Origin of the sequence: Streptomyces sp. NPDC001410 (genome assembly GCF_042895235.1) — a bacterium.
Taxonomy (GTDB): domain Bacteria; phylum Actinomycetota; class Actinomycetes; order Streptomycetales; family Streptomycetaceae; genus Streptomyces.
Genome location: NZ_JBIAWE010000022.1, coordinates 66,508 through 81,984, shown reverse-complemented (window position 1 = coordinate 81,984; position 15,477 = coordinate 66,508). Strand labels below are relative to the sequence as shown.

Below are 15,477 nucleotides of genomic sequence, written 5' to 3'. Positions count from 1 at the left end.
GAACCTTCACCGTCTCGCCGCCGTCCGTCCCCAGTTCCACGGGCATAGTGGGATGTCATCAAAAGCTTCAACGGGGGTTATCGCACCAATGCGTTCCGCACGTAGGTCCTCGACGGGCCGTCGCCGTACCGTCCTCGCCGCGACCGGCCTGGTCGCCGCCCTTGCGCTCACGGCCACGGCCTGCAACGGCTCCGACGACGACAAGGCGGGCAGCCAGGCCGGCGCCGGCGCTTCCCAGGCCACCGACGACGGCAAGGTCCACATCCCGGACGACATCAAGGACAAGCTCGAGAAGCACGGCATCGATGTCGACAAGTGGCAGAACGGCGGCTGGAAGAACTGGGACAAGGACAAGTGGCTCAGTGAGGCCAAGGACTTCGTCAACCCGGTGATCCAGGGTCTGTGGAAGCCGGAGCGGATGAAGTCCGCCAAGGAGGCCAACAAGACGCTGTCCACCAAGGACGCCGCCGCCGACCAGGGCGTCAGCGACCCGGAGCCGCAGCCGGTCCGGGCCGTGGCGGAGAAGACGCCGTACCACCGGAACGCGGCCCCCGTGGGCAAGGTCTTCTTCGACTCGCCCGAGGGCCACATGGTCTGCTCCGGCACGGTGATCAAGGACGTCAACCACCCGGGCAAGTCCAACCTGGTGTGGACGGCGGGCCACTGCGTGCACGCCGGCAAGGAGGGCGGCTGGTACCGCAACATCGCCTTCGTGCCGTCGTACAACGACCTCGGCAAGCCGGAGTCGGAGCTGGCGAACGCGACGACCTCGGAGGTCGCCCCGTACGGCACCTGGTGGGCGGACTGGGCCTCGACCTCGAACGAGTGGATCCAGGGAGGCTCGGAGACGGGCGGCGCGGGTGCGGCGTACGACTACTCGGTGCTGCATGTGAAGCCCGAGTCCGGGGCGAAGTCGCTGGAGGAGACGGTCGGGGCGGCCCTCGACGTCGACTTCTCGGCGCCGTCCGCGACCGAGGTGGCGACCATGGGCGCCTGGGGCTACCCGGCGGCGCCGCCGTTCAACGGGCTGAAGATGTTCAAGTGCCTCGACCGGCCCGGCCGGCTGTCGCTCAGCTCGTCGCTGCCGACGATGTACCGGATCGGCTGCACCATGACCGGCGGCTCCTCCGGCGGCGGCTGGTTCCGTGTGGTGAACGGCAAGACGGAGCTGGTCTCGAACACGTCGATCGGCCCGACGAACAACACCTGGCTCGCCGGCCCGCAGCTGGGCCAGGAGGCGCAGGCCCTCTACGAGAACATGAGCAAGACGTACGGCGGTCGGTGACCCGGACACGGCAAAAGGCCCGCTCCCTCGCGCGAGGGGGCGGGCCTTCCGGCTGTGCTGGGAGGCTCAGGCGAGCTGCGCCGGAACGTACGGCGCGAGGTCGGCCGCGAGTTCCTCGTGCACCCGGACCTTGAGCAGGGTGCCCTCCGCGGTGTGCTCCTCGGAGATCACCTCGCCCTCGGTGTGGGCGCGGGCGACGAGCTTGCCGTGCGTGTACGGCACGAGCGCCTCTACCTCGACCGACGGCCGCGGCAGGTCGGTGTCGATCAGCGCGAGCAGCTCCTCGAGGCCCTGGCCGGTGCGGGCCGAGACCGCGATGGAGCGCTTCTCGACGCGCAGCAGCCGCTGGAGCACCAGCGGGTCGGCCGCGTCCGCCTTGTTGATCACGACGATCTCGGGTACGTCGGTGGCGCCGACGTCCCGGATCACCTCGCGCACGGCGGCGAGCTGCTCCTCCGGGGCCGGATGCGAGCCGTCCACCACGTGCAGGATCAGGTCGGAGTCGCCGACCTCCTCCATGGTGGAGCGGAACGCCTCGACCAGGTGGTGCGGCAGGTGCCGGACGAAGCCGACGGTGTCGGCCAGGGTGTACAGGCGGCCGCTCGGGGTCTCCGCGCGGCGGACGGTCGGGTCCAGGGTCGCGAACAGGGCGTTCTCGACCAGGACGCCCGCGCCGGTGAGGCGGTTGAGCAGGGAGGACTTACCGGCGTTGGTGTAGCCCGCGATGGCGACGGACGGCACCTTGTGGCGCCGGCGCTCCTGGCGCTTGATCTCGCGGCCGGTCTTCATCTCCGCGATCTCCCGGCGCATCTTCGCCATCTTCTCGCGGATCCGTCGCCGGTCGGTCTCGATCTTGGTCTCACCGGGGCCACGGGTGGCGAGGCCGCCGCGACCGCCACCCATCTGGCGGGACAGCGACTGACCCCAGCCTCGGAGCCTCGGCAGCATGTACTGCATCTGCGCGAGCGCGACCTGCGCCTTGCCCTCTCGGGACTTGGCGTGCTGGGCGAAGATGTCGAGGATCAGGGCCGTACGGTCGATGACCTTGACCTTGACGACGTCCTCGAGCTGGATCAGCTGGCCCGGGCTCAGCTCACCGTCGCAGATGACGGTGTCGGCGCCCGTTTCGAGGACGATGTCGCGCAGCTCCAGCGCCTTGCCGGAGCCGATGTAGGTGGCCGCGTCGGGCTTGTCGCGGCGCTGGATCACGCCGTCGAGCACGAGCGCGCCCGCGGTCTCGGCGAGGGCGGCCAGCTCCGCGAGGGAGTTGTCCGCGTCCTGTGCGGTTCCCGTGGTCCACACCCCGACGAGCACGACCCGCTCCAGGCGGAGCTGTCGGTACTCGACCTCGGTGACGTCCTCGAGCTCGGTGGAGAGGCCCGCCACACGGCGCAGCGCCGCGCGTTCGGAGCGGTCGAACTGGTCGCCGTCGCGCTCGCCGTCGATCTCGTGGCTCCAGGCGACGTCCTCTTCCATCAGGGCATCGGCCCGAAGACCTTCGGGATAGTCGTGCGCGAGGCGCTTGGTGTCCTGGGAAGGGGAAGAAGAGGAGGTCATTGGATCCTTACGTCGATGCGAATGCCGGTCGGCGGTCATTGTGAGAACGCGTGGGCACCCCGGGAGATTCCCGTGTCCGTGCCGCGCCGACCTGAAGATGGTCGCACGGTACGGCCCGTCTCGTCACCGCCTTATTTCCGGGCCGGGCCCTTGCTGTGCCGGGCGCCTTCGGTGTTCTTGGCGTCCTTTCCCGGCTTCATGCTCTTCCAGTCCGGGTGGCCGGGCATCGGCGGGGTCTTCTCGCCGTAAAGCCAGTCCTTGAGGAATCCGCTCAGGTCTCGGCCGGCGACGGTCGAGGCGAGGCGGACGAAGTCGGCGGTGGTGGCGGCGGAGTCCCGGTACTGCTTGACCCACAGCTTCTCCAGGCGCTCGAAGGCCTGTACGCCGATCTCCTGGCGCAGGGCGTAGAGGGCGAGCGCGGCGCCGTCGTAGACGTTGGGTCGGAAGATGCCGATCTTCTGGCCGGGCGCGGGCGGCTTGGGCCGGGCGGGCGGGCCGCCGGAGGCGCGCCAGCTGTCGGAGACGCTGTAGGCGGCCTTCATCCGGTCCTCCATGGGCTTGTGCGCCTTCTCGTCCGCGTAGAGGGACTCGTACCAGGTGGCGTGGCCCTCGTTCAGCCAGACGTCGGACCAGGTGCGCGGGCTGACGCTGTCGCCGAACCACTGGTGGGACAGCTCGTGCACCATGATCGACTCGAGGTACCACTTGGGGTAGTCGGGCTCGGTGAACAGGCGTTTCTCGAAGAGCGAGAGGGTCTGCGTCTCCAGTTCGAATCCAGTGGAGGCCTGTGCCATGAGCACGCCGTACGTCTCGAACGGGTACGTGCCGACCTTGCTCTCCATCCAGGCGATCTGGTCGGGCGTCTTCGCGAGCCAGGGTTCGAGTTCCTTGCGGTCGGCGCTGGGCACGACGTCCCGGACCGGCAGCCCGTGCGGTCCCTCGCGGTGCAGGACGGCGGAGCGGCCGATGGACACCTGGGTGAGTTCGGTGGCCATGGGGTGCTCGGTGCGGTAGGTCCAGGTGGTGGTGGTGCCGACCCGGTTCGCTCCGGCCGGTACGCCGTTGGCGACGGCGGTGTACCCGTTCGGGGCGGTGACGTGGATGGTGAACATCGCCTTGTCGGACGGGTGGTCGTTGCACGGGAAGACCAGGTGGGCGGCGTCGGCCTGGTTGGCCATGGCGAGGCCGTCGGAGGTACGCACCCAGCCGCCGTCCCCGTCCTTGCCGACGACGGGATCGCTGGTGTGCTTCACGACGATCCGTGTCCAGTGCCCCTCGTGCAGGGGGCGGTCCGGTGTGACGACCAGGTCCTCGCCGGTGCCGGTGAAGCCGGCGCGGCGGCCGTCGACCTCGACGGAGGCGACCTTGCCGTGCGCGAAGTCGAGGTTGACGCGGTCCAGGTCGGTGGTCGTCCGGGCGTCGATCGTGGTGACGGCCTGGAGCGGCTTGTCGTTGGAGCCGGGATAGGTGAAGGACAGGTCGTACGACGCCACGTCGTATCCGGGGTTGCCCAGGTACGGGAAGAGGCGGTCACCGACGCCCAGAGGCTGGGCGGGTGCGGCGGCGGCGAGGAGGCAGCCGGAGACGGCGGAGGCGAGCAGGGCAGCCGTCCGGCGGCGCAGGGGCCGGTGGTTCGCGCGCGGGCGGGGGGTGAGCGGCATGCAACACCGCTACCAGCGCGCGCGAGCGCCACGGCGGCGACGCGCGCCCGGCCCACCCGAACGGGTTGGTCCGGAGCGCCTTTCTCAGGAAGCCCGGCGGCGCTTCCCTCGGGACGCCCGTTGGCGCTTCAGGAAGCCGGCGCCTGGTGCTGGGCCCTGTTCACGTCGTACACCCCGGCCACGTCGCGCATCGCGCGCATGAGGGCCGGGAGGTGGGCCGCGTCGGACAGCTCCAGGGTGTAGGTGTGGCGCACCCGCTGCTGGCTCGGCGGTTCCACGGTCGCGGAGACGATCTCGGCGCCCTGCAGGGCGATCGCCTCGGTGAGATCGGCGAGCAGATGGGGGCGGCCGAACGATTCAGCGACCAGGGTGACCCGGCATGCGGTGGTGTCGCCCCAGCGCACACCGATCTCCGCGCGCCCCCGGCTCTTCATGTGCGCCACCGCCGCACATCCCACGCGGTGCACGGTCACCACTCCCCCACGTACGGCGAAACCGGTGATCTCGTCGGGCGGTACCGGCGTGCAGCACCCGGCGAGGCGTACGGCGGCCCCGGGGCGGTCCGCCAGGACGTCGGCGCTGCGCGGGCGGCCCGCGGGGGCGCTGTCGGTCCCGGCGGACCGGACGGCCGTACGGCTCGCCGCGGCCGCGCCGCCTCCCGTGCCCGCGGTGCTCGCGCCGGCTCTGGCGGACTCGCCCTCCGCGCCGCTCGCCGCGGCCGCGATGGTCCCGTCCGCCCCCTCGGCCCCGCCCTCCGCGTCCGCGGCCGGGTGCGTGGCCAGCCACCGCTGGATGGCGATGCGGGCGGCCGGGGTGTGGGCGTGCTCCAGCCACTCGCGGGAGGGTTCGGAGGCCGGGTCCTGGCCCATGAGGAGCTGGACCGTGTCGCCGTCCCTCAGGACCGTGCTGAGGGTCGCCAGGCGGCCGTTGACGCGGGCGCCGATGCAGGCGTGGGCGTCCTCGCCGTACTGCGCGTAGGCGGCGTCCACACAGGTGGCGCCCTCGGGCAGGCCCAGGGTGCCGCCGTCGGGCCGGAAGACGGTGATCTCGCGGTCCTGGGCGAGGTCCTCGCGCAGGGTGGACCAGAAGGTGTCCGGGTCGGGTGCGGCCTGCTGCCAGTCGAGGAGGCGGGAGAGCCAGCCGGGACGGGTGGGGTCGGCGCGCTCGCCGTCGGCCGGGTCGTCGGAGCCGGGTGCGTACGGGTTGCCGAGGGCGACCACGCCGGCCTCGGCGACCTTGTGCATCTGATGGGTGCGGATGAGGACTTCGGCGACCTGGCCGTCCGCGCGGGCGACCGCGGTGTGCAGGGACTGGTAGAGGTTGAACTTCGGTACGGCGATGAAGTCCTTGAACTCCGAGACGACCGGCGTCATGCAGGTGTGCAGTTCGCCGAGGACGCCGTAGCAGTCCGCGTCCTCGTTCACGAGCACCAGGAGGCGGCCGAAGTCGGCGCCGCGCAGTTCTCCGCGCTTGCGGGCCACGCGGTGGACGGAGACGAAGTGGCGGGGGCGGATGAGGACTTCGGCCGGGATGTCGGCCTCGCGCAGCACTCCGCGGACCTCGTCGGCGATCTCCGCGAGGGGGTCGTCGGTGCGGGCCGCGTTCGCGGCGATCAGCTCCCGGGTGTGTGCGTACTCCTCGGGGTGGAGGATGGCGAAGACGAGGTCTTCCAGTTCGGTCTTCAGGGCCTGCACGCCGAGGCGTTCGGCGAGCGGGATGAGGACGTCGCGGGTGACCTTGGCGATCCGCGCCTGTTTCTCGGGGCGCATCACGCCGAGGGTGCGCATGTTGTGCAGGCGGTCGGCGAGTTTGATCGACATCACGCGCACGTCGCTGCCCGTGGCGACAAGCATCTTGCGGAAGGTCTCGGGCTCGGCGGCCGCTCCGTAGTCGACCTTCTCCAGCTTCGTGACGCCGTCGACCAGGTAACGCACCTCCTCGCCGAACTGTTCCCGCACCTGGTCCAGCGTCACATCGGTGTCCTCGACGGTGTCGTGGAGCAGAGAGGCCGTCAAGGTGGTGGTTTCGGCGCCGAGTTCGGCGAGGATCAGGGTCACCGCGAGCGGGTGCGTGATGTACGGCTCGCCACTCTTGCGCATCTGGCCGCGGTGCGAGGACTCGGCCAGGACGTAGGCGCGGCGCAGGGGTTCGAGGTCCGCGTCGGGGTGGTGGGCGCGGTGCGCGTCCACGACGTGGCTGATCGCGTCGGGCAGCCTGCCGCGAACGGCGGGGCCGAGCAGCGCGGCCCGGCCCAGTCTGCGCAGGTCGATCCGGGCCCGGGACTTCCTGCGGGCCACTGTGGGCGCCGTGGGCGCTACCGGGCCAGGGGTCGCAGGGTTCGTGGCCTCCGCACTCATGGGCACCTCCGGCTCGTCGACCGGCGGACGGAGCCCAGGGCATGCGCGGCTCAGGGATGGCGACGTTCCCCCGTCCGTGCCGGTGCTTGATGCTACCGAGCCCACCGCGTGCGACTGACCGCCTCTCGCCGAGCGTGAAACGGATCACCCAATTGAGCGACGCCGAGGAGGTTTAGAGTTTGCGTCACCTGCCCTGCACTCGGCCGCGGTTTCGAACGGTCCCCGCCGCAGGAAATCACCGAACCCGGCGTCAGGAGCCGCTCGCTGCACGGTTTTCCCCAGTCAGCGGAGCGCGTTTTCCAGCCACTCGGCGTCGATCTCGCCCTCGGCGACGATCACGGCGGGTCCGGTCATCTCGATCTCGCCGTCGGGCCGTTCGGTGATGACGAGGCGTCCGCCGGGCACGTCCACGGTGTACGTCGCCGGGGTGCCGGTGACGGCCGGGTCGGCGCCGTCGCGTCGGGCGGTGGCCACGGCGACCGCGCACGCGCCCGTGCCGCAGGAGCGGGTCTCGCCGGAGCCGCGCTCGTGCACGCGCATCGCGACGTGACGCGGGCCGCGGTCCACGACGAACTCGACGTTGACCCCGTCCGGGTAGGCGGTGGCCGGGCTGACCGGCGGCGGGGCGTACAGGTCGCCCGCGTGCGCGAGGTCCTCGACGAAGGCGACGGCGTGCGGGTTGCCCATGTTCACGTTGCGCGCGGGCCAGCTGCGCTCGCCGACGCTCACGGAGACCTCGCCCTCGGGCAGGCGGGCCCTGCCCATGCCGATGGTGACGTCACCCGCGGCGGAGCCGCTGTTGGGCGCAGTCTTCGCGATGTGCACGCTCTTCACACCCGCGCGCGTGGCGATCGCGAGGTCGCCCTCGCCCACGAGGCCGGCGTGCCGGAGGTAGCGGGCGAACACCCGGGTGCCGTTGCCGCACATCTCCGCGATCGAGCCGTCGCCGTTGCGGTAGTCCATGAACCACTCCGCCTCGGCGGCCATCTCCCGGGCCTCCGGGTGCGCGGCGGACCGTACGACGTGCAGCACCCCGTCGCCGCCGATGCCGGCGCGGCGGTCGCACAGGGCGGCGACGGCCTCCGGCGTGAGGTCGAGGGTGTTCTCGGGGTCCGGGACGATCACGAAGTCGTTCTCGGTGCCGTGGCCCTTGAGGAAGGGGATCCGCGCGCGCGTGCTCATTCCTCGATCGTAAGGGAAGGTCGTGGTCGAACTGCGGGTCGGTGGGGACCGACGGGGCGGGACCGGGTGCCTCAGCGGAGCCTTGCCACGCGCCAGACGGCAAGGGTGACCACGACGGCCACCAGCAGCATGTACCCGAGCACCACCCGCCAGTCCGGGCGGCGGCCCGAGCCGCGGGCCGGGAGGCCCGGCCAGGTGTAGCCCACTCGGCGGGCGGCCATCATGCCCCAGCCCGCTGCGCAGGAGCAGATCAGCAGGCCCAGCATGGCGATCACCGCGCCGCTGTCGCCGAAGTCGAAGGCGAGCGGGAAGGCGAACATCAGGGAGCCGCCCGCGGCCAGGGCCACGATGGGCGCGAGCTGCCAGATGCGCAGTCGCCGCTGCGGGCGCAGCTCGACCTCGACCTCCGGACCGCTCGCGTACATCTCCTCGGGCGCCGGCCCGTCGGCGGTCACGCCGCCCGGGGTCTCGTCGGGCCCGTCGTCGGTCAGGTCGGTCAGCTCGGTCAGGGAGTCCTCGCGCTGGTCCGGCTCGTCACCGTCTGTGGTGACGTGCTCGGCACTTTGTGCGGTGTCGCGAGGGCCGGCCTCCATCGCCACGCGCCCTCCCAACTAGGACTCCACTTGGTCGATCGAAGCACGATGATGGCACGGCGCCGCACGCCCCGATGACCGGCGGCGCATCCCGATGCCATCACGTGATCAGGCTGTAACCGGTCGTTCGACCAACGCCAGGGCCTGCCGCGGAAGTTCCCCGCGGTCCGCCGCGGCCCCGCTCAACCAGTGCACCCGCGGGTCGCGCCTGAACCATGAATCCTGGCGGCGCGCGAAGCGCTTGGTGGCGCGTACGGTCTCGGCCCGTGCTTCCGCTTCGGTGCAGTTCCCGGCGAGCGCAGCGAGTACCTGCTGGTAGCCCAGCGCGCGCGAGGCCGTGATGCCCTCGCGCAGCCCCTGCGCCTCCAGGGCGCGCACCTCGTCGACGAGGCCCGCCTCCCACATCCGGTCGACACGGCGCGCGATGCGCTCGTCGAGTTCAGGGCGGGCGACGTCTACGCCGATCTGGACGGTGTCGTAGACGGAGTCGTGGCCGGGAAGGTTGGCCGTGAAGGGCTGCCCGGTGATCTCGATCACTTCCAGGGCGCGGACGATACGGCGGCCGTTGCTGGGCAGGATCGCGCGGCCGGCCTCGGGGTCGGCGGCGGCCAGGCGGGCGTGCAACGCCCCGGAGCCGCGCAGCACCAGCTCCTCCTCCAGACGGGCCCTGACCACCGGGTCGGTGCCGGGAAACTCCAGGTTGTCGACCGCTCCGCGGACGTAGAGGCCGGAGCCGCCGACCAGGATCGGCCAGCGGCCCTCGGCGAGCAGGGCGTCGATCCGCTCGCGGGCCAGCTTCTGGTACTCGGCGACGGAGGCGGTGACCGTCACGTCCCAGATGTCCAGCAGGTGGTGTGGGATGCCGCCGCGCTCCTCGGGCGTCAGCTTGGCGGTGCCGATGTCCATCCCTCGGTAGAGCTGCATGGAGTCGGCGTTGACGACCTCGCCGCCGAGTCGTTGGGCCAGGAAAACGCCCAGATCGGACTTTCCGGCCGCTGTGGGTCCGACGACGGCGATGACGCGGGGGGCGGAAGATGCACTGCTCACCGCACCAGTCTCCCAAACCTCACGACCACGCCTCGAACGAGTTACGTGACGGTGCGCATCCCGCGTCGTTGCACCGAGGTGCCCGCCGGTCACCGGACACGGTGACCCGGGCGGCGCAAACGGACGCACCGGGTGACGCGGGATTTCGCCCGCACGAGTAACGTAAGGAGTGGATATGGGCGTTTTTGCACGGCTCTTCGGCAGGTCGAAGGCGACGCCGGAGGCGGCGCCCGACGAGGTGCAGACCGGCACCGAGTCGGGAGCGGCCGAGGCGGAGGCGAAGGGGCCGACCGAGGACGGGCGCGAGGGCGAGGCGGCGGAGGCGAAGGCCGCCGAGTCCGGCGCGGCCGAGAGCGCCGAGATCCCCAAGCAGCAGTCCGCGGACGAGGCCGCCGACAGCGAGGCCGGTGAGGGCGCCCGCACATGACTGTCCCCGTGAGGGAAGGTGGACCATGGGTCTGATGGACAACGTGATGGCCAAGCTCGCCCCGGCCAGGGACAAGGTGTCTGACCTCGCCCAGAAGCACGGGGGCAAGGTGCATGACAGCCTCGACAAGGCCGCCAAGGCCGTGGACGAGCGGACCAAGGGCAAGTACAGCGACAAGATCCATGCCGGTACGGACAAGGCGAAGGGGGCGATGGACCGCCTGGCGCACAAGGAGGGTCCGAAGACCGGCGACGCCGCGACCCCGCCCCGGCCGGAGGGCCCGCCACCGGCTTCCTGAACGACACGCGGATCGGCGGACGGCCGCGGAGCACCAACGCTCCCGGCCGTCCGCCGTTTCGTCTCCACGGCGGGACGACGCCTGGGACATCTGCACCGCCGGGCGACGCCTAGGGCATCTTCGCCGCCGAACGACACCTCGGACTCCTGCACCACCAGGCGACCCCTCGGACTTCTCCGCTGCCGGACGACGCCCAGGGCCCCTCTGCCACCGAACGGCCCCTAGGACCAGGTGGCGACCAGATATCCGACGCCGTACGGGGCGTCGTCGTAGAGGAGTGCCCCGCTCAGGCCCGCGCCCTCGGCCGCGCCGGCGAGGACCTGCCAGGGCGCGCGGCCGGAGGCCTTCAGCTCGTACGCCAGTTCGGCGTCCAGCGCCTCGACGGCCGCCACGTCCGCCGCCCCCAGCGCACGCGCGACCTCGGCGTCGAAGGGCGCCGCCCGCTCGTCCAGGTATCCCGGTGCCTTGAGCGTGCGGCACGCGCTGGCGTCGCCCATCACCAGCAGCGCCACCCGCCCGGCCCGGGCGGCGATGTCCCGTCCGGCCTCGACGCACCGCTCGGGCGCGAGCGGTTCCCCGACGCCGAGCCCCTCGATCGGGGCGTCCGCCCAGCCGGTGCGCTCCAGCAGCCAGGCGCCGACCGCCAGCGACGGGGGCAGCTCTCGCTCGGGTGCGGCGTCCGTGGCCGGGCCGAGGCGTACGTCCACGTCGACGCCGAAGCCCCGGAACGAGCCCGGGGCGCCCTGCGGGTGCCGACCGCGCCCGCTCTGCTCGGCGGGCCCGACGACCACCAGCAGGTCGGGGCGGGCGGCGGCGAGCACGCCGAGCGCGTCCGTGCACGCCGCGCGCGCGGTGTCCAGTTCGGGTGCGGCACCCGCGGCGACCTCGGGCACGAGCAGCGGCGGGCAGGGGCAGACGGCTGCGGCGACAAGCATGATCGGGAGCCTACTGCCAGGGGGGTGGCACCGGGTCGGAGCTCCACACCAGCTCGGCAAGCCGGTAGATCACGCGGAACGTGGAGACCAGACCCTCGATGTTCGTGTAGTAGGCGTCCCCGTCCCCGATCCGGTAGACGGCACGGCGCTGCTGGCGCAGCCCGTGGCGGGGGCGATGGGTGCAGGCCAGCTCGTAGAGGCGGGCGCGGGCCTCCTCCAGGGTGCCCTCGAAGCGCGCCGCCTCATCGCTGCGGTACTCGTCCCCGTGACCGAACTGCGCGAGAACCACCCAGTGCGCCATGTTCCGCCCCCCCTGCCCCTCGGTTCCAGGTGCGCTCAGTCCAGCGCGCAGCCGCTCGTGGCGGCCGGCAGCGGCGCCGGCACCCCGATCGTCGGCAGCCCCAGCATCACACCCGCCGGCTTGGCGGCCTGAGCGGCGTTGCGCTTCTCCCACGCGTCGCCCGCGCGCGTGCGGCGCACGGCGAGGACGGCGCCCTCGGCCAGGAGGTGGTGCGGGGCAGCGTACGTGACCTCGACAGTGACCACGTCGCCGGGGCGGACGTCCTGCTCCGGCTTGGTGAAGTGGACCAGGCGGTTGTCGGGGGCGCGGCCGGACAGGCGGTGCGTGGCGCCGTCCTTGCGGCCCTCGCCCTCGGCGACCATCAGCTCCAGGGTGCGGCCGACCTGTTTCTTGTTCTCCTCCCAGGAGATCTCCTCCTGAAGGGCGACGAGCCGCTCGTAGCGCGCCTGGACGACCTCCTTGGGGATCTGGTCGTCCATGGTGGCGGCGGGGGTGCCGGGCCGCTTGGAGTACTGGAAGGTGAACGCCTGCGTGAAGCGCGCCTCGCGGACGACGTGGAGGGTCTGCTCGAAGTCCTCCTCCGTCTCCCCCGGGAAGCCCACGATGATGTCGGTGGTGATCGCGGCGTGCGGGATGGCGGCCCGCACCTTCTCGATGATCCCGAGGTAGCGCTCCTGCCGGTAGGAGCGGCGCATCGCCTTCAGGACGGTGTCCGAGCCGGACTGCAGCGGCATGTGCAGCTGCGGCATCACGTTCGGCGTCTCGGCCATGGCGGCGATCACGTCGTCGGTGAAGTCGCGCGGGTGCGGGGAGGTGAAGCGGACACGCTCCAGGCCCTCGATGTTCCCGCAGGCGCGCAGCAGCTTGCTGAAGGCCTCGCGGTCGCCGATGTCGGAGCCGTACGCGTTGACGTTCTGGCCGAGCAGCGTGATCTCGGAGACGCCCTCGCCGACCAGGGCCTCGATCTCGGCGAGGATGTCGCCGGTGCGGCGGTCCTTCTCCTTGCCGCGCAGGGCCGGGACGATGCAGAAGGTGCAGGTGTTGTTGCACCCGACGGAGATCGAGACCCAGGCCGCGTAGGCGCTCTCGCGCCGGGTCGGCAGCGTGGAGGGGAACGCCTCCAGGGACTCGGCGATCTCGACCTGCGCCTCTTCCTGGACGCGGGCGCGCTCCAGCAGGACGGGCAGCTTGCCGATGTTGTGCGTGCCGAAGACGACGTCCACCCAGGGCGCCTTCTGCACAATGGTGTCGCGGTCCTTCTGCGCGAGACAGCCACCGACGGCGATCTGCATACCGGGGTGGCTCGCCTTCTTGGAGGCAAGGCGGCCGAGGTTGCCGTAAAGCCGGTTGTCGGCGTTCTCGCGCACCGCGCACGTGTTGAAGACCACGACGTCAGCGTCGCCGTCCGACCCCTCGGGGGCGCGCACGTACCCGGCGTCTTCGAGCAGCCCGGACAATCGCTCGGAATCGTGGACGTTCATCTGGCACCCGTAGGTACGGACTTCGTAGGTCTTGGGTGCTGCTACGTCCACTGCGGGGCTCCGGTCGCTGCTGATGGTCATGGGTCAAGGGTAGGCGCTTCCAGGGAACCCCTTGCCCGCCGTTTCCGGGAGCGGGCGCCTAGCCTGGTGGTGGTGATCCGCCCATGAGTTCTGTGTCCGGTCCCAGGGGGCCCGACGATCTCGTGCGAGCCCTCAGAGCCGCCGGGATCAGGGACGAGCGACTGCTCGAAGCCGTGCGCACGACGCCCCGGGCGGGATTCGTCCCGGCCGGTGAGGTGGCCGCCGCCTACCGGGACGTACCCGTGGCGATCGGGCAGGGCCAGGTCACCACGCAGCCGTCGCTGTCCGCCATGATGATCGAGAGCCTCGGTCTGGCCGGGAACGAGCATGTCCTCGAGGTCGGTACGGGCCTGGGCTTCCAGACCGCGCTGCTGGCCCGGCTGGCCGCCGACGTGGTCAGCGTCGAGGTGCGGCCCGGCATCGCCCGGCAGGCGCGCGCGAATCTCGCCCGGCACGGCGTACGGAACGTGGAGCTGCGGGTCGGCGACGGCAGCGCGGGCGTGCCGGACCTGGCTCCGTACGACGCGGTCCTCGTGTCGGCCGCGTTCCCTGAGGTGCCCGCGCCGCTGGTCGCGCAGGTGCGCGAGGGTGGCCGCCTCGTACAGCCGATCGGGCCGGGCGGCCACGAGGAGGTGGTGTGCTTCGAGCGCACCGCGTCGGGTCTTGAGCGGCCGCAGATGGTGACCTCGGCGCGCTTCGTCCGGCTGCAGGGACGGTACGGCTTCGCACCGGACGACGCGGACTTTCGCTGAGGACGTGGAGGGAGTCGAGGAGTCGTTGCCGACTCACTGGTGGGCGCCCCGGATGCGGTCGATGACGTGCAGCGGGTCCGCGGGCGGAGTGTCTCCGCGCCAGGCCACGTGCTGGTCGGGGCGGACGAGGACGAGGTCGCGCTCGTAGAGGGTCCGGGCGTGGGCGTCGCGGACGTCGACGACTTCGAGAGGCAAGGTGCGCTCGGCTGCGGCGTCGATGAGCGCGGTGACGTCGTGGTCGGCGAAGCGCAGCAGGGTGAAGCCGGGGTGGAAGAGGTCGAACAGGGCCCGGCCGTCCTGGAGGAGCAGGCTCGGTGGCCGGGCGCCCGGCCAGGTGCTGGGGGTGTACTCGTCCATGGTCTGGCGTGGGGCCCGGCCGTCGGGGTCGGGGCAGACGACGGGTGAGGTGTCGTAGCGGTAGCCGAGTTCGATGCCCAGTGCCTCGTTCTCCAGGTTGCCCAGGTCGGTGATCTCGCGGCCGAGCCGTCGGCGGGCGCGTGTCCCGGACCAGCGTTCGCTGTGGGCGGTGGTCCGGTGGGCGGCCTTCACCGCTGCCCGGACGGCGCTGTGCCGGGCGGCGGCCCCGCGATTGCGCAGGGCCACGGCGCGGCGCTCGTGCTCGTAGGCGCGCAGCAGGCCGGGGGTGCCCCAGCCCCGCAGGACCGCCGCGAGGGCCCAGCCGAGTCCGACGGCGTCGCCGACGCCGGTGTTCATGCCGTAGCCGCCGGTGGGAGGCACCTGGTGCACGGCGTCCCCGGCGAGCCAGACCCGGCCGCGGCGGCCGTAGGAGTCGGCGACGGTCAGGCGTGGGGTCCAGGCGTTGGCGACCAGGACGTCCATCTCGAACCTGCGGCCGACGCGCTCGTGGACGAACGCGCGCGGATCGACGCGGTCGGCGTCGGTGCCGGCGCCCAGCGGGGCGTGGAGGGTGAAGGTGTCGCCGTCGTTCTGGGAGATCAGCGTCCAGCCCTCCGGGGACTGGAGGTGCCAGACGTGGCCGCCGAAGCGCTGGAAGATCTTCCGGTCCGAAGTGGTGAAGTGGACGAGGTAGATACGGCCGTCCATGGGGCGTTCTCCGGTCGCCCGGAAGGCGCGGGCCAGCATCGCCGCCGTGCGGGGAAGTCCCAGCTCCTTGACGAGCATCCGGCGCAGGTCGATCTCGTGCAGGTCTATGCCCAGCTGCCTGCGGGTGCGGCTGCCGGCGCCGTCGCAGCCGATGAGGTACTGCGCGCGGATCGTGCGCCGGCCGTCGCCGTTCGCCGACACGAGACGGGCCGTGACGCCCTCGGTGTCCTGCTCGAAGCTCTCCAGCGCCCAGCCGTACTGCATGCACCCTCACGTGCTCGGACCGGGCCTCCAGGAGGTCGCGCAGCGCCGGTTCGAGGATCACCTGGGACACCCGCATCCAGGGTTCGAGCGGGAGGGTGCCGTCGTTGCGGTCGCGGATCGTCTCGCGCGTCTCGTCGACGCTGGGGTAGTCGAACGAGGCCAGCTCCCAGCCGACCGCGCTGGTCGCCCAC

Annotated in this window: 14 protein-coding genes; 4 read left to right on the top strand and 10 right to left on the bottom strand. The window is 71.8% G+C overall.

The window, feature by feature from the left end:
* Positions 1-88 precede the first annotated feature (88 nt).
* Positions 89-1,285 carry a trypsin-like serine peptidase gene (locus tag ACFY3C_RS37655; RefSeq protein WP_386575927.1) on the top strand — a complete coding sequence of 399 codons (1,197 nt, stop codon included), beginning with the start codon at positions 89-91 and terminating at the stop codon, positions 1,283-1,285.
* Positions 1,286-1,351: 66 nt separating this feature from the next.
* Here the strand turns inward: ACFY3C_RS37655 and hflX are convergent, their stop codons facing one another.
* The 6 genes from hflX to miaA all read right to left on the bottom strand — a co-directional run bounded on the left by hflX (position 1,352) and on the right by miaA (position 9,682).
* Positions 1,352-2,842, bottom strand: a complete 1,491-nt coding sequence (hflX, locus tag ACFY3C_RS37650) for a GTPase HflX (RefSeq protein ID WP_386575928.1) — start codon at positions 2,840-2,842, stop codon at positions 1,352-1,354.
* A gap of 131 nt (positions 2,843-2,973) precedes the next feature.
* Complete coding sequence (locus tag ACFY3C_RS37645; RefSeq protein WP_390774029.1) at positions 2,974-4,503, bottom strand: M1 family metallopeptidase; 1,530 nt, start codon at positions 4,501-4,503, stop codon at positions 2,974-2,976.
* A 128-nt stretch (positions 4,504-4,631) separates the two neighbouring features.
* Positions 4,632-6,860: a RelA/SpoT family protein gene (locus ACFY3C_RS37640; protein ID WP_386575930.1), complete on the bottom strand. Its 2,229-nt coding sequence runs from the start codon at positions 6,858-6,860 to the stop codon at positions 4,632-4,634.
* A 282-nt stretch (positions 6,861-7,142) separates the two neighbouring features.
* Positions 7,143-8,042 (bottom strand): diaminopimelate epimerase, encoded by a 900-nt coding sequence (gene dapF / locus ACFY3C_RS37635; protein WP_386575931.1) that lies wholly within the window; start codon positions 8,040-8,042, stop codon positions 7,143-7,145.
* 71 nt (positions 8,043-8,113) lie between these two features.
* Positions 8,114-8,635 (bottom strand): hypothetical protein, encoded by a 522-nt coding sequence (locus tag ACFY3C_RS37630; protein WP_386575956.1) that lies wholly within the window; start codon positions 8,633-8,635, stop codon positions 8,114-8,116.
* 108 nt (positions 8,636-8,743) lie between these two features.
* Positions 8,744-9,682, bottom strand: coding sequence for a tRNA (adenosine(37)-N6)-dimethylallyltransferase MiaA (gene miaA / locus ACFY3C_RS37625; protein ID WP_390774028.1), 939 nt, complete (start codon positions 9,680-9,682; stop codon positions 8,744-8,746).
* A gap of 175 nt (positions 9,683-9,857) precedes the next feature.
* Between miaA and ACFY3C_RS37620 the strand changes: the two genes are divergently transcribed.
* Together ACFY3C_RS37620 and ACFY3C_RS37615 are read left to right on the top strand one after the other, a co-directional pair.
* Positions 9,858-10,109 carry a hypothetical protein gene (locus ACFY3C_RS37620; protein WP_390774027.1) on the top strand — a complete coding sequence of 84 codons (252 nt, stop codon included), beginning with the start codon at positions 9,858-9,860 and terminating at the stop codon, positions 10,107-10,109.
* Between the two features lie 25 nt (positions 10,110-10,134).
* Positions 10,135-10,407, top strand: a complete 273-nt coding sequence (locus ACFY3C_RS37615) for an antitoxin (RefSeq protein WP_386575935.1) — start codon at positions 10,135-10,137, stop codon at positions 10,405-10,407.
* Positions 10,408-10,628: 221 nt separating this feature from the next.
* Here the strand turns inward: ACFY3C_RS37615 and ACFY3C_RS37610 are convergent, their stop codons facing one another.
* From ACFY3C_RS37610 to miaB, 3 genes are read right to left on the bottom strand one after another with little or no spacing between them, the layout of a single operon-like run.
* The gene (locus ACFY3C_RS37610) at positions 10,629-11,342 is read right to left on the bottom strand and encodes a class III extradiol dioxygenase subunit B-like domain-containing protein (RefSeq protein WP_386580936.1); all 714 of its coding nucleotides are present in this window, start codon (positions 11,340-11,342) and stop codon (positions 10,629-10,631) included.
* A 10-nt stretch (positions 11,343-11,352) separates the two neighbouring features.
* Positions 11,353-11,643 (bottom strand): hypothetical protein, encoded by a 291-nt coding sequence (locus tag ACFY3C_RS37605; protein ID WP_386580938.1) that lies wholly within the window; start codon positions 11,641-11,643, stop codon positions 11,353-11,355.
* Positions 11,644-11,678: 35 nt separating this feature from the next.
* Positions 11,679-13,205: a tRNA (N6-isopentenyl adenosine(37)-C2)-methylthiotransferase MiaB gene (gene miaB / locus ACFY3C_RS37600; protein WP_386580939.1), complete on the bottom strand. Its 1,527-nt coding sequence runs from the start codon at positions 13,203-13,205 to the stop codon at positions 11,679-11,681.
* Positions 13,206-13,288: 83 nt separating this feature from the next.
* Between miaB and ACFY3C_RS37595 the strand changes: the two genes are divergently transcribed.
* A complete protein-coding gene (locus ACFY3C_RS37595; RefSeq protein ID WP_390774026.1) occupies positions 13,289-13,957 on the top strand; it encodes a protein-L-isoaspartate O-methyltransferase in 669 nt (222 codons plus the stop codon).
* A 33-nt stretch (positions 13,958-13,990) separates the two neighbouring features.
* On the opposite strand, the gene ACFY3C_RS37590 is transcribed toward ACFY3C_RS37595, so the two are convergent.
* Positions 13,991-15,286 carry an FAD-dependent monooxygenase gene (locus ACFY3C_RS37590; RefSeq protein WP_390774025.1) on the bottom strand — a complete coding sequence of 432 codons (1,296 nt, stop codon included), beginning with the start codon at positions 15,284-15,286 and terminating at the stop codon, positions 13,991-13,993.
* Between the last annotated feature and the right edge of the window lie 191 nt (positions 15,287-15,477).